Source organism: Caballeronia sp. EK (genome assembly GCF_014384845.1).
GTDB classification, from domain to species: Bacteria; Pseudomonadota; Gammaproteobacteria; order Burkholderiales; family Burkholderiaceae; genus Caballeronia; species Caballeronia jiangsuensis.
Window position 1 is genome coordinate 273,475 of the sequence record NZ_JACSUE010000008.1, and the last position, 19,074, is coordinate 292,548.

Sequence of the window (19,074 nt, forward strand, 5' to 3'; positions counted from 1 at the left end):
CCCGCCAGAGCGGGGTCTTGTGACGTTCTTAAATTTTAACGGATATCGCGCGTCACGCGTAGCGGCGCAGACGCAATGCGAAATCTTGCAGCGCCTTGATGCCGCTCTCTTCCGCGCGATGGCACCAGTCCTGCAATTGCGTGACCAGTTGTTCGCGCGATGCGTTTGAGCGGTCCCACATCGCCGACAGGTCCTTGCGCAGTTCGATGAACGTACGCAGTTTCTGGTTGTCCGAGGTCAGTTCCGGCAATTGCTTGAGCTGCGGCTCGTTCAGGCCGTCCTCTTCCTTGTGGAACCAGCCACGCGCGCCACGCATCAACTGATACTTCTCGCGCGCGCCGGCTTCCTTCAGCTTCGCCAGTTCCTGCGCGTAGGCGCGTTTGAGCGCCTTGCCGTAACGCGCCATCACTTCGTAGCGGTTCGACAGCACGGCCTGCAACGTGTCCTGATCCACGACCGCCTTGCTCGCGGCGAGCTTCGGCGTCGGCGCAACCTTCTTCACCTTCGCGAGGCCGACCATGGACATCAGGCGGATATACATCCAGCCGATGTCGAATTCGTACCACTTGCTCGACAGCTTCGCCGAGGTCGCGAACGTGTGGTGATTGTTATGCAGCTCTTCGCCGCCGATCAGAATGCCGAGCGGGAAGATGTTGGTCGACGCATCCGCCGAGTTGAAGTTGCGATAGCCCCAGAAGTGCGCGAGACCGTTGACGACGCCAGCCGCCCAGAACGGAATCCAGATCATCTGCACAGCCCACACCGACAGACCGACGATGCCGAACAGCGCGACGTCGATCACCATCATGACGCTGATCCCGAGAATCGGATAACGCGTGTAAACATTGCGCTCCATCCAGTCGTTCGGCGTGCCGTGACTGAACTTGCGCATCGTTTCTTCATTTTTCGCTTCGGTGCGATAGAGTTCCGCGCCTTCGAGCAGCACCTTCCAGATGCCGCGCGTCTGCGGGCTGTGCGGATCTTCCTCGGTTTCGCATTTCGCGTGGTGCTTGCGGTGGATCGCGGCCCACTGACCGGTCAGCATGCCCGTAGTCATCCACAGCCAGAAGCGGAAGAAATGGCTCGCGACGGGATGCAGATCCAGCGCGCGGTGCGCCTGGCACCGGTGCAGATAGATAGTGACGCCGGCGATAGTGACGTGAGTCATCGCAAGCGTGAACAGCAGAATCTGCCACCAGGAAAAGTCGAGCAATCCGTTGGCGAGAAATTCGAGGGAAGAATTCAGCAAGGCGGTTTACCTGTGTAGCTGTGAAATTCGGGAAAAATGGCCAGTCAAACTGACTTCGGGCAACTTGTTGTGCACGTGAAAGGAACGTGCGCAGGTTCGATCGCATTCTACTTCATGCGTTCCAAGTCTTTGTCCTAAAGGTGAAATTTTTTGAATCGTACCAAAACGAGGGAAATCTCACGCCCCGAATTGGTGTTGGTTCACCGGTCAAATCGAAAGATCGATCCTGTCGATCAGCAATCAGGCGACAGGCGCAGCACCCGGGTCGCCATGCTCGGCATTTAGTACCGATTTACCGGTCATTTGGCCAGCGTCATCGACAATCCTTATTTCGCGCTGCGCGTACGGGATTTCAATACCATGCTCGCAGAATAGCCGCCAAACTGCACGGTTTACGTGCGACTTTACGCCGCCCGTACCCTTCGCGGCCTCCTCGATCCAGAAACTCAGCTCCAGATTGATGCCGTCCGCGCCGAAGCTTGCAAGCAGCGCGGCGGGCGCCGGATCCTGCAGCACGCGCTCCACGTCATGCGTCGCTTCGACGAGCAATTGCATCGCTCGTTCGACGTCGCAGCGGTAGCTCACCTGCACCGCAATCTTCGCGTTGCCGCGCGTGAGGAACGACGAGTGGTTCTGCACTACGTCGGTGATGAGTTTTTCGTTCGGAATCAGCGTTTCGATGCCGTCCAGCCCACGCACGACCGTATAGCGCGTGCGGATCTGCGTAACCGTGCCCTGACTTCCGCTGACATTGATCATGTCACCTAGCCGCAAGGACCGGTCCAGCAGAATGATGAAGCCCGACACGTAATTGCTCGCGATCTTCTGCAAGCCGAAGCCGAGCCCGACGCCGAGCGCACCGCCGAAAACGCCCAACACCGTGATATCGATCCCGACGAGCGACAGGCTCATCAGAATCGCGGCGAGAATCATCAGCGCCCGGCCGACGCGCGCGAGCACCACCTTGAGATTCGCGTCGAGGGTGCGGGCGCGCATCAGGCGATCGTCGAGCAGCGCGCCCGCCCACATCGCGACGATCAGCGTCACGCACACCCACAGCACGCCCGAGGCGAGCGAGAGCAGCGTCATGTGCGCATTCGCGAAATTGAAGCGCACGCTCGCCATCCAGTGCACGACGTCGTCCTGAATGCCCATCACGGTGAGCACCATCGCGATCCAGACGATCACCGTCACGAGCTTCTCGAACAGATAGAGCAGCGCGTTCGCCTCGTGCTCCGCCTGGCCGCGGCTGAACACGCGCCGCGCGACATAAAACATCGTATAGATCACGGTGATGCCGCACAGCGGCACGAGCGCAAGACGCAGAAGCGACGTGTGGATGAACGGCGCGACGGCGATCTGCGCGATCGACACGAAAATCGTCCCGAGCAACGGGAACAGCGCCTTATTGAGACTTTCCGCGCCGAAACGCACGGCTTCGAAGCGCGACTGGCGGCGCGCATCGAGCTTCTTGCGAAGCAGGCGCGCGCACCACCAGGCGACCACGAGCAGGCCGAGCAGAACCGCCACCTGCCAGATCACTTCCGGCTCGCCGAAATCGCGGAAAAGCCGCGCGAAGAGTTCGCTCAGGAAGTGGTTCTGCATTGCTTACGCGGTTTCTTCGGCCGCTTTCGGCGCTTTCGCGGCGTCGGGAACGCGCTCTAGCACTGCGGCGAAGAAGCCGTCCGTGCCGTGCTTGTGCGGCCAGAGCGACAGAAACTCGCCCGTGTCCAGATCGATGCGCTGCTCCGCCAGCACGTCGCGCGCGGGCACGACGCGGAAGTTCGGATGCGCTTCGAGGAACTGCTTCACGACGTTTTCGTTTTCGGCTTCGAGCATCGAGCACGTCGCGTAGACGAGACGGCCGCCGACTTTCACGAGGCGCGCGGCGCTCGTCAGGATCGAGAGCTGTTTGGGCGTGAGCTCCGCGACGGTCGCGGGCGATTGGCGCCACTTCAGGTCAGGATTGCGGCGCAGGGTGCCGAGGCCGGAGCACGGTGCATCGACGAGCACGCGATCGATCTTGCCCGCGAGGCGCTTGATCTTCGCGTCGTGCTCGCTGTCGATCAGCACCGGATTCACGTTCGACAGCCCGCTGCGCGCGAGACGCGGCTTCAGCTTGGCGAGACGGCGATCGGACACGTCGAAGGCGTAGAGACGGCCGGTTGAGCGCATCATCGCGCCGAGCGCGAGCGTCTTGCCGCCCGCGCCGGCGCAGAAGTCCACGATCATCTCGCCACGGCGGGGAGCCATCAGCGAGCAGAGCAACTGGCTACCTTCGTCCTGCACCTCGATCCAGCCTTCCTGAAACGGTGCGAGACGCGTCAGCGCCGGCTTGCCGTCGACGCGAACGCCGAACGGCGCGAACGGCATTTCGCCGGCGTCGATTCCCGCCTCGGTCAGCGCCTTCAGCGCGGCCTCACGGGTCGCCTTGATCGGGTTCACGCGCAGATCGAGCGGCGCGGGATAGTTCAGCGCCGCGGCGAGCTGCGCGAGTTCTTCGGGCGCGAAGCGCTTGCCCATCGCGTCGTAGATCCATTGCGGCAGGTTCGTGCGCACGCGCACCGGCAGGCTCGCCGGATCGATCTTCGAGACTTGCGCGAGCCATTGATACTCGTCCGCCGATACGAACGGCTTCAGCGCGGAAAGGCCTGCGGTCTGCATCAGCCCGAGCAGCGCGAGACGGCGCGCCTGATTGCCGCTGCCGCTCTCGGCGAGGTGAGAAAACTCCATCTTCCGGCGCAGCACGGCGAAGACAGCCTCGGCGATCACGCCGCGCTCGCCGTGTCCGAGCTTCGGATGCGCGCGGAAGAAGCGGCTCGTCGCGGCATCGGCGGGGCCGGAAAAGCGGAGCACATCCGCGAGCAGAGTTTCGGTTTGTCCGATCAGAAATCCATGCAGCCTCATACGCCCTCCCCGGCAATGTCGGCAAAGAGCCATTGCGGCTCAGACGGCGCGAGGGCGACACGTTCGCCCTCGATAGATAAACGCCCTTCGATAAACCAGCGCACCGCGCGCGGATAGATGTCGTGCTCGACCTTCAGCACGCGCGCGGCGAGCGCCGCGGCATCGTCGCCGACGACGACCGGCACCGCGCCTTGCGCGACGATCGGCCCGTGATCGAGCGTCGGCGTGACGAAATGGACGCTCGCGCCATGCACGCGCACGCCCGCGTCGAGCGCCTGCTGATGCGTGCGCAAGCCCGGAAAACTCGGCAGCAGCGACGGATGAACGTTGAGCATGCGCCCCGCATATTTCGCGACGAAGGCGTCGGTCAGCACGCGCATGAAGCCCGCGAGCACGACGAGATCCGGTTCGAAGCGATCGATTTCCTGCGCGAGCGCGGCATCGAACGATTCGCGCCCATCAAACTTGCGATGATCCACCACTTTGGTTTCGATGCCGTTCGCGGCCGCGAACCCTAATCCGGCAGCATCAGGCCGATTTGAAATGACCGCGCAGACGCGGGCTGGCCAGCCATCGCGGGCGCACGCACGCACGACGGCCTCCATGTTGCTCCCGCGTCCGGAGATCAGAATGACGATTTTTTTCATCCGCGGATTTTATCATTCGAAGGGGGCGAAAATCGTGCCAAACTGGGTTGGTTAAGCGTCGAGCCGGGCCGCTCGCGCCCCTCCTCCCGTGCGAGCGTTTATAATCTAACGCTTTGCAGCATCAGCCCCTCCCATCGACCATCGCCTATCGTGAGAGTCTTTCGCGGCCTCCCCAATGCCGAAAGCCGGGCGCCCTGCGCACTGACCATCGGCAATTTCGACGGTGTCCATCGCGGTCACCAGGCGCTGCTCGCGCACGTGCGGGCCGCCGCCGACGCGCGCGGCCTGCCGGTCTGCGTGATGACCTTCGAGCCGCACCCACGCGAGTTCTTCAATCCGGCGGGCGCGCCGCCGCGCATCGCGATGCTGCGCGACAAGCTCGAAGCGCTGCGCACCAACGGCGTCGATCGCGTGGTGGTCGAGCATTTCAACAAGACGTTCGCGGGACAGTCGCCCGATACATTCGTGAAGAATGTCATCGTCGATGGCCTGCACGCGCGCTGGGTCATGGTCGGCGACGACTTCTGCTACGGCGCGAAACGCGCGGGCGACTTCGATTCCCTGAAAGCCGCCGGCGAAAAATACGGCTTCGAAGTCGAGCAGATGGCCACGGTCGCGCATCCGAACGGCGCGCGCATTTCATCGTCGTCGGTGCGGGCGTCGCTCGTGGCTGGCGATCTCGACGCGGCGCAAGTCGCGCTCGGGCGCCCGTACATCATCAGCGGGCACGTCGTGCACGGCGCGAAGCTCGGCCGCGATCTCGGCTTTCCCACGCTGAATCTGCCGATCGCGCACAAACGGCCGGCGCTCGCGGGCATTTTCGTGGTGCGCGTGCATGGTCTCGCCGACGAACCGCTGCCCGCGGTCGCGAGCCTCGGCCTGCGTCCGACCGTCGACGATTCCGGCCGCGTGCTGCTCGAAGTCTTCGTGCTCGACTGGCACGGCGACGCGTACGGCAAGCTCGTGCGTGTCGAATTCCTGAAGAAGCTGCGCGACGAGGAGAAGTACGTCGACCTCGAAACGCTGTCCGCCGCGATCGCCAAGGATGTCGACAACGCACGCGCGTATTTCGGCCTTCCGCCCGCGAGCAACGCCGGCAGCCGCGCCACCGGCTTCGCCATTTCGGCGACCGACCGAATTAGGTGAGCGCGCGGTGCTGTCTGCGCCGCCCGCTGCCCCGTCATTGACGTATCGCGCGCTGAATCAAGCGCCGTCTCACCGAATTCACCGAGTCATTCATGAGCGACAAGAAAGAGAAAGCCTCTTCGAAGTATCCCGTCAACCTGCTCGATACGCCCTTCCCGATGCGCGGCGACCTGCCCAAGCGTGAACCCGCGTGGGTCAAGCAATGGCAGGACGACAAGATCTACGAGAAGATCCGCGCCGCCTCGAAAGGCCGCAAGAAGTTCATCCTGCACGACGGCCCGCCGTACGCGAACGGCGACATCCACCTGGGTCACGCGGTCAACAAGATCCTGAAGGACATGATCGTCAAGGCGCGCAATCTCGCGGGCTTCGATGCGGTCTACGTCCCGGGCTGGGACTGCCACGGCATGCCGATCGAAATCCAGATCGAAAAGCAGTTCGGCAAGTCGCTGCCCGCCGCTGAAGTGATGCAAAAGGCGCGCGCCTACGCGGGCGAGCAGATCGAGAAGCAGAAGATCGGCTTCCGGCGTCTGGGCGTTCTGGGCGACTGGGACAATCCGTACAAGACGATGAACTTCGCCAACGAAGCGGGCGAAATCCGCGCGCTCGGCAAGATCATGGAAAAGGGCTACGTGTTCCGGGGCCTCAAGCCGGTGAACTGGTGCTTCGACTGCGGCTCCGCGCTGGCGGAAGCGGAAGTCGAGTACAAGGACAAGACCGATCCGACCATTGACGTGATGTTCGCGTTCGCGGAACCCGAGAAGACGGCGCAGGCGTTCGGCCTGAACGGGTTGCCGAAGACGGAAGGCGGCATCGTCATCTGGACGACGACGCCCTGGACCATTCCCGCCAATCAGGCGTTGAACGTGCATCCGGAGATCGTCTACGCGCTCGTCGATACGCCGCGCGGCCTGCTGATTCTCGCGCAGGAGCGCGTCGAAGCGTGCCTGCAGAATTACGGCCTTTCGGGCGAAGTCATCGCCACGACGACCGGCGAAAAGCTCGCCAACCTGCGCTTCCATCATCCGCTCGCGGCCGCGCATCCGGGCTACAAACGCACCGCTCCCGTCTATCTCGGCGACTACGTGACGACCGAAAGCGGCACGGGCATCGTGCACTCGTCGCCGGCGTATGGCGTGGAAGACTTCGTGTCGTGCAAGGCGCACGGCATGGCCGATTCCGACATCATCAACCCCGTCATGGGCGATGGCCACTACATCGAATCGCTGCCGCTCTTCGGCGGACTGTCGATCTGGAAAGCGAATCCGCAGATCGTCGAGGCGCTCGAAGGCGCGGGCTCGCTTCTGAAGAGCGAGAAGTACACGCACAGCTACATGCACTGCTGGCGCCATAAGTCGGCGATCATCTATCGCGCCACGTCGCAATGGTTCGCCGGCATGGATGTCACGCCCAAAGACGGCGGCAAGACGCTGCGCGAGACTGCGCTCGAAGGCGTCGAGAACACGGCGTTCTATCCGTCGTGGGGCAAGCAGCGTCTTTACAGCATGATCGCGAACCGGCCCGACTGGACGCTCTCGCGCCAGCGTCAATGGGGCGTACCGATGGCGTTCTTCGTGCACAAGGAAACCGGCGAGCTGCATCCGCGCACGCCGGAGCTGCTGGAGGAAGTGGCGAAGCGCGTCGAGGAAGGCGGCATCGAAACGTGGCAGAAACTCGATCCGCGCGAACTGATCGGCGACGACGCCAACATGTACGAAAAGAACCGCGACACGCTCGACGTGTGGTTCGACTCCGGCACGACGCACTGGCACGTGCTGCGCGGCTCGCACAAGGATTCGCTGCAGTTCCCGGCCGACCTGTATCTCGAAGGCTCGGATCAGCATCGCGGCTGGTTCCATTCGTCGCTGCTCACGGCGTCGATGCTCGATGGCCGTCCGCCCTACGACGCGCTGCTCACGCACGGCTTCACCGTCGATGGCGAAGGCCGCAAGATGTCGAAGTCGCTCGGCAACGGCATCGATCCGCATGAGGTGTCCAATCGCCTCGGCGCGGAAATCATCCGCTTGTGGATCGCGTCGACGGATTATTCGGGCGAGCTAGCGATCTCCGAGGAAATCCTGAAGCGCGTGACGGAGACTTACCGGCGTATCCGCAACACGCTGCGCTTCCTGCTCGCGAATTTGTCGGACTTCGATTTCGACAAGAACGCGGTGCCGGTGCAGGACTGGCTCGAAATCGATCGTTACGCGGTCGCGCTCACGCACAACCTTCAGAACGACGCGCTCACGCATTACGAGAAGTACGAGTTCCATCCGGTGGTCGCGAAGATCGCGACATTCTGCTCGGAAGACCTCGGCGGCTTCTATCTCGACGTGCTGAAGGACCGTCTCTACACGACGAAGGCCGATTCGCGCGAGCGCCGCAGCGCGCAGACTGCGCTGTACCACATCGCGCATGGCCTGCTGCGTCTGGTAGCGCCGTATCTTTCGTTCACGGCGGAAGAAGCGTACAAGGTGCTCAAGCCCGGTCAGGACACGATCTTCACCGAGGTCTACGCGCAGTATCCGGAGATCGCGAGCTCGGGCGAACTGCTCGACAAGTGGACGCTCATCCGCAACGCGCGCGGCGACGTGACGAAGGCGCTGGAAGAAGCGCGCACCGCGAACCAGATCGGCTCGTCGCTGCAGGCCGAAGTGGTGGTCCGCGCGAGCGGCGCGCGTTACGACGCGCTCGCAAGCCTCGGCGATGCGCTGCGCTTCGTGCTCATCACGTCATCGGCCGGGCTGGAAAGAGTGGCGAGCGAAGCGGAAGAAGGCGTCGATGTCACCGCGTCGAGCTACATGAAGTGCGAGCGCTGCTGGCACTACTGCGCGGACGTCGGCTCGCACGCGGATCATCCGGGTCTGTGCGGCCGTTGCTTCTCCAACCTCTTCGGCGCCGGCGAAACGCGAGGCGCAGCATAATGGCTCGAACGATGGCGAAACAAACTTCCAGCAGTGGATCGCTTGCGCCGTGGCTCGGCGTCGCGCTGATCGTGATCCTGTTCGACCAGTTGACGAAGATCGCCGTGCAGCGCGTGTTCGCCTATGGCGATCCGCACGCGCTCACGCCTTTCTTCAACCTGCTGCTCGTCTATAACCGCGGCGCGGCGTTCAGCTTCCTCGCGATGGCGGGCGGCTGGCAGCGCTGGGCGTTCACGGCGCTGGGCGTCGTCGCGGCAGTCGTGATCTGCTATCTGCTCAAGAAGCATTCGGGACAGCGGCTCTTCTGCACGGCGCTCGCGCTCATCATGGGCGGCGCGATCGGCAACGTGATCGACCGCATCGCGTACGGGCACGTCATCGACTTTCTGGACTTTCACGTTCACGCGTGGCACTGGCCGGCGTTCAATCTGGCCGACAGCGCGATCACCGTCGGCGCGGTGTTGCTGGTGTTCGATGAATTGCGGCGCGTGCGCGGTTCGAAGTGATGTTTCCAGTGCGGCTCCCTTCACGGAGCCGCTCTTTCTTTGCGATGGAGGCAAGTTGGAACTCGCGGGCAAACATCTCGTTTTAGGGCTGACCGGCGGCATCGCCTGTTACAAGATCGCGGAACTCACGCGCTTGCTTATCAAGGCCGGCGCGACCGTGCAGATCGTGATGACCGAAGCGGCCACGCAGTTCATCACACCGGTCACGATGCAGGCGCTTTCGGGCCGTCCCGTGTACACGTCGCAGTGGGATGCGCGCATGCCGAACAACATGCCGCACATCGATCTCTCGCGCGAGGCGGATGCCATCGTCATCGCGCCCGCTTCCACCGACTTTCTCGCGAAGCTCGCGCACGGCATGTGCGACGACCTGCTCTCGACGCTCGCCATCGCGCGCGACTGTCCGCTGCTCGTGGTTCCGGCCATGAACCGGCAGATGTGGCAAAGCCCGCCGACGCAACGCAACGTCGCGCAGCTTCGCGCCGACGGCGTCGAAGTGCTGGGACCGGATTCGGGTTCGCAGGCGTGCGGCGAAGTCGGCGACGGCCGCATGATCGAGCCGGAAGCCGCATTCGAAGCGATCTGTGCGTTCTTCCAGCCGAAGATTCTGCGCGGCCAGCGCGTGCTCATCACGGCGGGCCCGACCTTCGAGCCGCTCGATCCGGTGCGCGGCCTCACCAATCGCTCGTCGGGCAAGATGGGCTTCGCGCTCGCGCGCGCGGCGGCGCAGGCGGGCGCGGACGTGCATCTCGTCGCCGGTCCGGTGTCGTTGCCGACGCCCTGGGGCGTCTATCGCGAGGACGTGCAGACCGCGCAGCAGATGCACGACGCCGTCATGGCCGCGACGCCCGACGCCGACATCTTCATCGCGGTGGCGGCGGTCGCGGACTGGCGCGTGGATCATGTCAGCGCGCACAAGATCAAGAAGACCGGCGATGCGTTGCCCACGTTCAGCTTCGTCGAGAATCCCGACATTCTCGCGACGGTGGCGAAGCTGCCGAACCCGCCCTACTGCGTCGGCTTTGCGGCCGAGAGCGGCGATCTCGACGTGCACGGCGCCGAAAAACGCCAGCGCAAGGGCGTGCCGCTCCTGATCGGCAATATCGGACAGCTCACGTTCGGCCGCGACGACAACGAAGTCGTGCTCTTCGAAGCAAGCGGAACGACGCCGCTGCCGCGCGCCGGCAAGCAGGAACTCGCGCGCACGCTGATCGCGGAAATCGCCAAACGTGCGCCGAAAACCGGCGGCCCGCTGCTCTCCTGACACGATGACCAAGCTCTCCGTTCTCGACCAGACGCCGGTCATCCACGGCCACAGCGTCGCTGACGCCATCGCGGCGACGCTCGACCTTGCGCAGCTCGCCGATGATCTCGGCTATACGCGCTACTGGTGCGCCGAGCATCACGGTTTGTACGGCGTGTCGAACCCGTGTCCCGAAGTGATGCTCGCGCGCATCGGCAGTCTGACGAAGCGCATCCGCATCGGTTCGGGCGGCGTGATGCTGCCGTATTACTCGTCGTTCAAGGTCGCCGAGCAATTTCTGATGCTCGAAGCGCTGTTCCCGAATCGCGTGGATCTCGGCGTCGGTCGCGCGCCCGGCGGCGACATGCACACGGCGCAGGCGGTCGCAGCGGGTTCGTACAATCGCGGCGATATATTCCCGCAGCAAGTCGCCGAACTGATCGCGCTGTTCAACGGCAAGCTTCCCGACGATTCGCGCGCCAAGGGCGTGCTGTTGCAACCGCAGATCGACACGCGTCCCGAACTTTGGATGCTCGGCTCGAGCGATTTCGGCGGCTTGCTCGCCGCGCAGCTCGGCATTCGTTTCGCGTTCGCGCATTTCATCAACGCGCAATATGGGCATCGCGTGGCGGAGGCGTATCGCGAGCGCTTCACGCCGGGTCACGAAGCGAAGCCGTATCTCGCCGCTGCGGTGTTCGTGATTTGCGCCGATACGGATCGCGAAGCCGAAGCGCTCGAACGCGCGGTCGACCTGCGCCGCGTGCAGATGGCGTACGGGCTCAATCAGCCGATTCCATCGATCGCGCAGGGCATCTCGCAGGTCTATGGCGAGCGCGAACTCGCGGTGATCGCGCATGAGAAAGCGCGCAGCATCATCGGCACGCCGGAACGCGTGACGGAGAAGCTGCACGCGCTGCAGGAACAATTCGAAGCCGACGAACTGATCGTGATAACGGTCGCCGGCAGCTACGCCGCACGCACGCGGTCCTATCAACTTTTGGCCGAAGCGTTCGAGCTCGGCCGCTGAACATCGATCCATGAAACTCGACGTCAAGATTCTCGACGCGCGCATGCGCGACTTCATGCCCGCCTACGCCACGCCCGGCAGCGCGGGCCTCGATCTGCGCGCGTGTCTCGATGCGCCGCTCGTTATCGAGCCGCATCAGACCGTGCTCGTGCCGACCGGCCTCGCCATTCATCTCGCCGATCCAGGCTACGCCGCGCTGATCCTGCCGCGCTCGGGTCTGGGCCACAAGCACGGCATCGTGCTCGGCAATCTCGTCGGGCTAATCGATTCGGATTATCAAGGCCAACTGATGGTCTCGACATGGAATCGCGGCGACACCGCATTCACGCTCAACCCGATGGAACGTCTCGCGCAGATGGTGATCGTGCCTGTCGTGCAGGCGGCGTTCAATATCGTCGATGACTTCGAGGCGAGCGAGCGTGGCGCCGGCGGTTTCGGCAGCACGGGCAAGCACTGAGCTTTCTCGGCACGAAAAAAAACGGCGCGGTCGAAACCGCGCCGTTTTCACTTCCAAAGACCCCAACGATTAATCCACTTCGATTGCTTCCGGATTCGGATTGCGCGGCGGCGTCGAGTTCTCGTCGAACGTGAGCTGCACCTTGTCGTCCGCATCGACATCCACCGTCACGCGGCCGCCGTTGAGCAGCTTGCCGAACAGCAGCTCGTCGGCCAGTGCACGACGGATCGTGTCCTGAATCAGACGCTGCATCGGGCGCGCGCCCATCAGCGGATCGAAACCGTGCTTCGCGAGATGCTTGCGCAACGCATCGGTGAAGACCGCGTCGACCTTCTTCTCGTGCAGTTGATCTTCCAGTTGCATGAGGAACTTGTCGACCACGCGCAGGATGATTTCCTCGTCCAGCGAGCGGAAGCTGATGATCGAGTCCAGACGGTTACGGAACTCCGGCGTGAACATGCGCTTGATGTCGGCCATTTCGTCGCCCGACTCGCGCCGCGACGTGAAACCGATCACCGACTTGCCCATCGTTTCGGCGCCCGCATTCGTCGTCATGATGATGATGACGTTGCGGAAGTCCGCCTTGCGGCCGTTGTTGTCCGTCAGCGTGCCGTGGTCCATCACCTGCAGCAGCACGTTGTAGATGTCCGGATGCGCCTTCTCGATTTCGTCGAGCAGCAGCACGCAATGCGGCTTCTTCGTGACGGCTTCAGTCAACAGACCGCCCTGGTCGAACCCGACATAGCCCGGCGGCGCGCCGATCAACCGGCTGACCGCATGACGCTCCATGTATTCCGACATGTCGAAGCGCAGCAACTCGATGCCGAGCGTGAACGCCAGTTGCTTCGCGACCTCCGTCTTGCCGACGCCCGTCGGGCCGGAGAACAGGAACGCGCCGATCGGCTTGTCCGTCTTGCCGAGGCCCGCGCGCGCCATCTTGATCGATGCCGACAGCGCATCGATGGCCGGGTCCTGACCGAACACGACTGCCTTCAGATCGCGATCGAGCGTCTGAAGCTTGCTGCGGTCGTCCTGCGACACGCTCTGCGGCGGCACGCGCGCGATCTTCGAGATGATCTCTTCGATCTCGCTCTTGCCGATGGTCTTCTTCTGCTTCGACTTCGGCAGGATGCGTTGCGCGGCACCCGCTTCGTCGATCACGTCGATGGCCTTGTCCGGCAAATGACGATCCGTGATGAAGCGCGCCGACAGTTCCGCCGCCGCCGACAGCGCACCCGACGAATACTTCACGCCGTGATGCTCCTCGAAGCGCGTCTTGAGGCCGCGCAGGATCGCGACGGTCTGCTCGACGGTCGGCTCGGTGACATCCACTTTCTGGAAACGACGCGACAATGCCGCGTCCTTCTCGAAGATGCCGCGATATTCCGTGAACGTGGTCGCGCCGATGCACTTCAACTGCCCCGACGACAGCGCCGGCTTCAGCAGGTTCGATGCATCCAGCGTGCCGCCCGAAGCCGCGCCCGCGCCGATCAGCGTATGAATTTCGTCGATGAACAGAATGGCGTGCGGACGCTCCTTCAGTTCCTTGAGCACCGTCTTCAGGCGTTGCTCGAAATCGCCGCGATACTTCGTGCCTGCGAGCAGCGCGCCCATGTCGAGCGAATACACCTGCGCATCCGCCAGAATGTCCGGCACTTCGCCGCGCGTGATGCGCCAGGCGAGGCCCTCGGCGATCGCGGTCTTGCCGACGCCAGCTTCACCGACGAGCAGCGGATTGTTCTTGCGCCGGCGGCACAGCACCTGCACCACGCGCTCGACTTCCAGCTCGCGGCCGATCAGCGGATCGATCTTGCCGTCCTTCGCGAGCTGATTGAGATTCTGCGTGAACTGCGCGAGCGGCGTTTCCTTCTGCGCGGCGGCGTCTTCCGATTCCGGATTGGCTTCGCTGTTCGTCTTCGCGGCGTCGCCGGTGTTCGTCTTGGCGATTCCGTGCGAAATGAAATTCACGACATCCAGACGCGTCACGCCCTGCTGCTGCAGGTAGTACACCGCGTGCGAGTCCTTCTCGCCGAAGATCGCCACCAGCACGTTCGCGCCGGTCACTTCCTTCTTGCCGTTCGAGGTCGATTGCACGTGCATGATCGCGCGCTGGATCACGCGCTGGAAACCAAGCGTCGGCTGAGTATCGACGTCGTCCGTGCCCGGCACGGTCGGCGTGTTGTCATGAATGAAATTGCGCAGGTTCTGACGCAAATCTTCAATGTTGGCTGCGCAGGCGCGCAACACTTCAGCCGCGGTCGGATTGTCCAACAGGGCGAGCAAGAGATGCTCGACCGTTATGAACTCGTGCCGCGCCTGACGTGCTTCCATAAACGCCATGTGCAGACTGACTTCCAGTTCCTGGGCAATCATGCTTCCTCCATCACGCACTGCAGCGGATGTCCCGCTTGCCTTGCATGGCTAACGACTTGCTCAACTTTGGTCGACGCGATATCCCGCGTGTAGACCCCACAAACTCCCCTGCCTTCGCGATGAACCTTCAGCATGATCTGCGTCGCAGTCTCACGATCTTTATTAAAGTATTCCTGCACGACCATCACGACGAATTCCATCGGCGTGAAGTCATCATTCAGCAGCACCACCTTGTACATAGCCGGCTTCTTGAGCTTCTGCTCCTGCCGCTCCAGTACAGTGCCATCCTGCTTGTTGGGATTGATCGCCATACACCCATTCTAAACAACACGGACGTCCCCGCAATCACCGCTCCAGCACCAACCGCCCGGTCGGAATGAAACGCTGAAAACTGCAATTGCGCAGCTACCGTCCATCGAATCCTGCCGCTGCCCAACGCTTCGGCGCGGCCCGCTTGCACCTCGTCAAAACGAGTATCGCACAGCTTCAAAAAAAACAAACCGAGCACCAGGCGCCGCGGGCCGCCAGGTAACACACAAGTGAGTCGATTATGCGACTTTTCAAGATGGCGTGCTTGGACGGCAGCGCACACGCAAAGCAGGAATTACCCTACGAATGCGCTCTTTGCAACGAGCTTAACGGCCATCCCAAAAATTCCTTGACACCCGATTTAAGAGATTTAACAATCAAACTGGCACTTTTTTCCGGGGGCCAACCACGGACGAAAAAAGAGGCCGAGGTGAGCTTGTGAGGAGGGGGCGGTTCACATTGTGGGGTGGCCGCATTTCGAGCGTGCTCTGGGTGCGACAAGAGTTAGAGGGGAAGTACGAATGTCTACTGGTACGGTCAAGTGGTTCAACGACGCGAAAGGCTACGGATTCATCACGCCCGATGAAGGCGGCGAGGATCTGTTCGCACATTTCTCGGCGATTCAAATGAACGGTTTCAAGACTCTCAAGGAAGGCCAGAAGGTCAGCTTCGAGATCGTCCAGGGACCTAAGGGCAAACAAGCTTCGAACATCCAGGAATCGGCCTGACCGTTCGATCGGACTTTGCCTCGTGAAACCCGGCCCTGGCGCCGGGTTTTTTTGCGCCCCGCGCTTTCTCGCATATGAGGCACGGGCGCAATTTAAAAACCCCGAAAGGCATAGGCCTTCCGGGGTTTTTATTTAACACATCGAACCGAGGTGAGTCTCACATATTCTCGATCATCACCTGTCCGAATCCAGAACACGATACCTGCGTCGCGCCTTCCATCAGGCGTGCGAAGTCGTACGTGACGCGTTTCGAGAGAATCGACTGCTCCATCGACGCGATGATGCAATCCGCCGCTTCCACCCAGCCCAGATGTCGCAGCATCATTTCGGCCGAGAGGATTTCCGAGCCCGGATTCACGTAGTCCTTGCCCGCGTACTTCGGCGCCGTGCCGTGCGTCGCTTCGAACATCGCGACGGAATCCGACATGTTCGCGCCCGGCGCGATGCCGATGCCGCCCACCTGCGCCGCCAGCGCGTCCGAGATGTAGTCGCCGTTCAGGTTGAGCGTCGCGATCACGTCGTATTCGGCCGGGCGCAAGAGGATTTGCTGCAGGAACGCGTCGGCGATCACATCCTTCACGACGATGTCGTTGCCCGACTTCGGGTTCTTCACCTTCATCCACGGACCGCCGTCGATCAATTCCGCGTTGAATTCCTTCTGCGCGAGCGCGTAGCCGTAGTCGCGGAACGCGCCTTCGGTGAACTTCATGATGTTGCCCTTGTGCACGAGCGTCACCGAGCGGCGGTCGTGGTCGATCGCGTATTGAATCGCCTTGCGCACGAGCCGTTCCGTGCCCTCGCGCGACACAGGCTTGATGCCGAGCCCCGACGAATCCGGGAAACGGATCTTCGACACGCCCATTTCCTCGCGCAGGAACTTGATGACCTTCTTCGCCTCCGCCGATTCCGCCGGCCATTCGACGCCCGCATAGATGTCTTCGGAGTTCTCACGGAAGATCACCATGTCGATCTTTTCGGGCTCGCGCACCGGCGACGGCACGCCCTTGAAGTAGCGCACCGGCCGCAGGCATACATACAGGTCGAGCTGTTGACGAAGCGCCACGTTCAGCGACCGGATCCCGCCGCCGACAGGCGTCGTGAGCGGCCCCTTGATCGACACAACGTAGTCCTTCACCGCGTCGAGCGATTCGTCCGGCAGCCACACGTCCGGGCCGTAGACGCGCGTCGCCTTTTCGCCCGCGAAGATTTCCATCCATTGAATCTTGCGCTTGCCGCCGTAGGCCTTTTCCACCGCCGCATCGACGACCTTGATCATCACCGGCGTGATGTCGACGCCCGTGCCGTCGCCCTCGATGTACGGGATGATCGGCTGATCCGAAACGTTGAGCGAGAAATCCGGGTTGACGGTGATCTTGTCACCGTCCGCCGGAACCTTGATGTGCTGATACGGCATGGTCGACTCCAAATAAGGCCGGACTTGAATGGGAGCAAACAAACTGGATAGAGAGCGATGCGATGCAGCATGCGGGGGCGACGACGCACAGCCCCGATGTTGGTCACGACATCATTCTAACCATGATGGCCTGCCCCGGCGCGCCCGAGGCGGCCGTGCGCATGCATTAAGATGCCGCATCCGATCACGCCGCGCGCCGCCTCGCATGTCACTCATCGCCCTCAACAAGCCGTTCGGCACCATCTGCCAGTTCTCCGCGCACGAAACGCGCGCATCGCTCGGCGACTGGGTGAAGACGCCGGGCGTGTATCCCGCGGGCAGGCTCGACGCGGACAGCGAAGGCCTGCTGCTGCTCACCGATGACGGCGCGTTGCAGGCGCGCATCGCGGAGCCGCGTCACAAGCTCGTGAAGCGCTACTGGGCGCAAGTCGAAGGCGCGCCCGACGACGCCACGCTCGCGCGTCTCGCGAAAGGCGTCGATCTCGGCGACTATGTGACGCGTCCCTGCCGCACCGCGTTCGTCGATGAAGGCGACACCGGCGCGCTCTGGCCGCGCACGCCGCCGATCCGCTATCGCGCCGCCATCCCGACGACGTGGATCGAACTCGCCATCACCGAAGGCAAGAACCGGCAGGTCCGACGCATGACCGCGGCCGTCGGCTTTCCGACCTTGCGGCTCGTGCGTGTCGCGATCGGCGCGCTCGATATCTTCACTTTGGACATCGCGCCGGGCGAGACCGTTGAGGTTCCGCCGGGCGCGCCATGGCAGCGCCTTCGTTGAATCGCATTCAACTATCCCGAAAATAAGCGACATTGCTCGCTTCATTGCGATGCGCTTAAAGGCAGTGTCATGAAGATCGAGTAGCGCGTGTCTCGAATCGAATATTTTTTTGGTCTGCTGCGCAATTCTCTGTAAATCGCGTCAACCGACTCCTCTCGCGATGCGTTAAGGGCGTCAGATGCCGCGTAAAGCTATCCGGCATGAGCGAAAAACTGATTACAACAACCTGTGTGCTCCAGGGAGTTTGAAAGGTTCAAGCGTTCACAGTCGTATCGCGATTAATTTATCGAAGCGACTGTCAACCGAAAGGTAGGTGGCTCGTTTACCGACATGACTCAATGACCGGGTCGTTTGGTTAATTAACTCAAGCTGAGGATTCACAAGATGAACAAACTGATCGCTGCTCTCGTCGCTGGCCTGTTCGCAACTGCCGCTTTCGCACAAGAAGCTTCGGCTCCGGCCGCTGCTGCTCCGGCAGCTGCTTCGTCGGCTCACAAGTCGACGGCGCACAAGAAGTCGCACAAGTCGTCGCACAAGTCGCACAAGAAGGCAGCCGCTTCGGCTCCGGAAGCCGCTTCGGCAGCTCAGTAAGTTCGTTGTAAACGGCGGTATAGCGAAGTCAAGAACGAGCATTACCGCCGTTTTTACGGCGTTGAAGGGCAGATGGCCGCAAGGCGTCTGCCCTTTTGTTTTGTGCTTGCGCATCGAGTAACATGCGCGGGGCCGCCGGCTTTCCGGCACAACGTCTGTCTTGAGAGGAGCATCGTCGTGAATCTGTTGTTGCGTGCCTTGGTGTCACCATTCAGTTCGACGGCTTCGGCCCGGCGCTCGCGCATCGCCGCCATGATTCGCGCATGTGTGATCGCGTTGCTGCTGCCATTCGCGGCCGCGCCGCTCGCGCAGGCCCAGACGATGCCGCCCGGCGCCAAGCAACCATCCGATTTCCCGCGCGCGAAGCTCACCGCGGGCATGTACGTGATCGATGCCGCCGTCGCCGCGAACGATGCCGATCGCGAGCAAGGCCTCATGTATCGCACGCAGCTCGCGCCGAACGAAGGCATGCTCTTCGTGTTCAACGAAAACGCCGTGCATTGCTTCTGGATGAAGAACACGCTGATCCCGTTGTCGATCGCGTTCATTCGCGCGGACGGCACGATCACCGACATCGACGAAATGCAGGCCGAAACCGAGAACAATCACTGCCCGCGCAACAACGGCGTGTACGCGCTCGAAATGTCCAAGGGCTGGTTCGCCGCGAAGGGCATCAAGCCCGGCATGCAGCTCAAGGGCTTGCCGCGCGCGCAGTAAAGCCTTTTCGCCCGATCGGCAAACCGGCGTCGTCGCAGGACACGCCGGTTTTTTT

At 62.4% G+C, this 19,074-nt stretch carries 17 protein-coding genes; 10 read left to right on the forward strand and 7 right to left on the reverse strand.

Going from position 1 to position 19,074, the window contains the following annotated elements; all coding sequences use genetic code 11:
• Positions 1-52: 52 nt before the first annotated feature.
• The 4 genes from IAG25_RS25615 to purN all read right to left on the reverse strand — a co-directional run bounded on the left by IAG25_RS25615 (position 53) and on the right by purN (position 4,803).
• On the reverse strand, positions 53-1,249 hold the full coding sequence (locus tag IAG25_RS25615) for a DesA family fatty acid desaturase (RefSeq protein WP_035497896.1): 1,197 nt from the start codon (positions 1,247-1,249) through the stop codon (positions 53-55).
• A gap of 240 nt (positions 1,250-1,489) precedes the next feature.
• Positions 1,490-2,854 (reverse strand): mechanosensitive ion channel family protein, encoded by a 1,365-nt coding sequence (locus IAG25_RS25620; RefSeq protein ID WP_187607335.1) that lies wholly within the window; start codon positions 2,852-2,854, stop codon positions 1,490-1,492.
• Positions 2,855-2,857: 3 nt separating this feature from the next.
• Positions 2,858-4,156 carry an RsmB/NOP family class I SAM-dependent RNA methyltransferase gene (locus tag IAG25_RS25625; protein ID WP_187607336.1) on the reverse strand — a complete coding sequence of 433 codons (1,299 nt, stop codon included), beginning with the start codon at positions 4,154-4,156 and terminating at the stop codon, positions 2,858-2,860.
• Positions 4,153-4,803: a phosphoribosylglycinamide formyltransferase gene (gene purN / locus IAG25_RS25630; RefSeq protein WP_187607337.1), complete on the reverse strand. Its 651-nt coding sequence runs from the start codon at positions 4,801-4,803 to the stop codon at positions 4,153-4,155. Before purN ends, IAG25_RS25625 begins: the two co-directional genes overlap by 4 nt.
• Positions 4,804-4,953: 150 nt before the next feature.
• Between purN and IAG25_RS25635 the strand changes: the two genes are divergently transcribed.
• From IAG25_RS25635 to dut, 6 genes are all read left to right on the forward strand, one after another.
• Positions 4,954-5,949: a bifunctional riboflavin kinase/FAD synthetase gene (locus tag IAG25_RS25635; RefSeq protein WP_187607338.1), complete on the forward strand. Its 996-nt coding sequence runs from the start codon at positions 4,954-4,956 to the stop codon at positions 5,947-5,949.
• 92 nt (positions 5,950-6,041) lie between these two features.
• Complete coding sequence (ileS, locus tag IAG25_RS25640) at positions 6,042-8,873, forward strand: isoleucine--tRNA ligase (protein ID WP_187607339.1); 2,832 nt, start codon at positions 6,042-6,044, stop codon at positions 8,871-8,873.
• Positions 8,873-9,379 carry a signal peptidase II gene (gene lspA / locus IAG25_RS25645; RefSeq protein ID WP_187607340.1) on the forward strand — a complete coding sequence of 169 codons (507 nt, stop codon included), beginning with the start codon at positions 8,873-8,875 and terminating at the stop codon, positions 9,377-9,379. The genes ileS and lspA overlap by 1 nt, the downstream gene beginning before the upstream one ends.
• Positions 9,380-9,434: 55 nt before the next feature.
• On the forward strand, positions 9,435-10,643 hold the full coding sequence (coaBC, locus tag IAG25_RS25650) for a bifunctional phosphopantothenoylcysteine decarboxylase/phosphopantothenate--cysteine ligase CoaBC (RefSeq protein WP_187607341.1): 1,209 nt from the start codon (positions 9,435-9,437) through the stop codon (positions 10,641-10,643).
• A 4-nt stretch (positions 10,644-10,647) separates the two neighbouring features.
• Positions 10,648-11,649, forward strand: a complete 1,002-nt coding sequence (locus tag IAG25_RS25655) for an LLM class flavin-dependent oxidoreductase (protein WP_187607342.1) — start codon at positions 10,648-10,650, stop codon at positions 11,647-11,649.
• 10 nt (positions 11,650-11,659) lie between these two features.
• A complete protein-coding gene (gene dut / locus IAG25_RS25660) occupies positions 11,660-12,106 on the forward strand; it encodes a dUTP diphosphatase (protein ID WP_187607343.1) in 447 nt (148 codons plus the stop codon).
• 69 nt (positions 12,107-12,175) lie between these two features.
• Here dut and clpA read toward each other — a convergent pair whose 3' ends face one another.
• Both clpA and clpS read right to left on the reverse strand, forming a co-directional pair.
• Positions 12,176-14,479 carry an ATP-dependent Clp protease ATP-binding subunit ClpA gene (gene clpA / locus IAG25_RS25665; protein ID WP_035497886.1) on the reverse strand — a complete coding sequence of 768 codons (2,304 nt, stop codon included), beginning with the start codon at positions 14,477-14,479 and terminating at the stop codon, positions 12,176-12,178.
• A complete protein-coding gene (clpS, locus tag IAG25_RS25670; protein ID WP_014190611.1) occupies positions 14,476-14,790 on the reverse strand; it encodes an ATP-dependent Clp protease adapter ClpS in 315 nt (104 codons plus the stop codon). The genes clpA and clpS overlap by 4 nt, the downstream gene beginning before the upstream one ends.
• Positions 14,791-15,309: 519 nt before the next feature.
• Between clpS and IAG25_RS25675 the strand changes: the two genes are divergently transcribed.
• Positions 15,310-15,516 carry a cold-shock protein gene (locus IAG25_RS25675; RefSeq protein WP_035497884.1) on the forward strand — a complete coding sequence of 69 codons (207 nt, stop codon included), beginning with the start codon at positions 15,310-15,312 and terminating at the stop codon, positions 15,514-15,516.
• Positions 15,517-15,673: 157 nt separating this feature from the next.
• Here IAG25_RS25675 and icd read toward each other — a convergent pair whose 3' ends face one another.
• Positions 15,674-16,930, reverse strand: a complete 1,257-nt coding sequence (gene icd, locus IAG25_RS25680; RefSeq protein WP_187607344.1) for an NADP-dependent isocitrate dehydrogenase — start codon at positions 16,928-16,930, stop codon at positions 15,674-15,676.
• A 205-nt stretch (positions 16,931-17,135) separates the two neighbouring features.
• Between icd and IAG25_RS25685 the strand changes: the two genes are divergently transcribed.
• From IAG25_RS25685 to IAG25_RS25695, 3 genes are all read left to right on the forward strand, one after another.
• A complete protein-coding gene (locus IAG25_RS25685; protein WP_187607345.1) occupies positions 17,136-17,711 on the forward strand; it encodes a pseudouridine synthase in 576 nt (191 codons plus the stop codon).
• A gap of 384 nt (positions 17,712-18,095) precedes the next feature.
• Entirely contained in the window at positions 18,096-18,302 is a 207-nt protein-coding gene (locus IAG25_RS25690; RefSeq protein ID WP_075583803.1) for a hypothetical protein, read from the forward strand.
• 252 nt (positions 18,303-18,554) lie between these two features.
• Positions 18,555-19,019, forward strand: a complete 465-nt coding sequence (locus IAG25_RS25695) for a DUF192 domain-containing protein (RefSeq protein WP_035497881.1) — start codon at positions 18,555-18,557, stop codon at positions 19,017-19,019.
• The last annotated feature ends 55 nt before the right edge of the window (positions 19,020-19,074 follow it).

Coding starts and splice junctions, on each gene's coding strand:
- clpS (WP_014190611.1), bottom strand. CDS start 14,790: ATGGCGATCAATCCCAACAAGCAGGATGGCACTGTACTGGAGCGGCAG.
- IAG25_RS25695 (WP_035497881.1), top strand. CDS start 18,555: ATGATTCGCGCATGTGTGATCGCGTTGCTGCTGCCATTCGCGGCCGCG.
- IAG25_RS25655 (WP_187607342.1), top strand. CDS start 10,648: ATGACCAAGCTCTCCGTTCTCGACCAGACGCCGGTCATCCACGGCCAC.
- IAG25_RS25625 (WP_187607336.1), bottom strand. CDS start 4,156: ATGAGGCTGCATGGATTTCTGATCGGACAAACCGAAACTCTGCTCGCG.
- lspA (WP_187607340.1), top strand. CDS start 8,873: ATGGCTCGAACGATGGCGAAACAAACTTCCAGCAGTGGATCGCTTGCG.
- dut (WP_187607343.1), top strand. CDS start 11,660: ATGAAACTCGACGTCAAGATTCTCGACGCGCGCATGCGCGACTTCATG.
- clpA (WP_035497886.1), bottom strand. CDS start 14,479: ATGATTGCCCAGGAACTGGAAGTCAGTCTGCACATGGCGTTTATGGAA.
- purN (WP_187607337.1), bottom strand. CDS start 4,803: ATGAAAAAAATCGTCATTCTGATCTCCGGACGCGGGAGCAACATGGAG.
- IAG25_RS25675 (WP_035497884.1), top strand. CDS start 15,310: ATGTCTACTGGTACGGTCAAGTGGTTCAACGACGCGAAAGGCTACGGA.
- ileS (WP_187607339.1), top strand. CDS start 6,042: ATGAGCGACAAGAAAGAGAAAGCCTCTTCGAAGTATCCCGTCAACCTG.
- icd (WP_187607344.1), bottom strand. CDS start 16,930: ATGCCGTATCAGCACATCAAGGTTCCGGCGGACGGTGACAAGATCACC.
- IAG25_RS25685 (WP_187607345.1), top strand. CDS start 17,136: ATGTCACTCATCGCCCTCAACAAGCCGTTCGGCACCATCTGCCAGTTC.
- IAG25_RS25620 (WP_187607335.1), bottom strand. CDS start 2,854: ATGCAGAACCACTTCCTGAGCGAACTCTTCGCGCGGCTTTTCCGCGAT.
- IAG25_RS25690 (WP_075583803.1), top strand. CDS start 18,096: ATGAACAAACTGATCGCTGCTCTCGTCGCTGGCCTGTTCGCAACTGCC.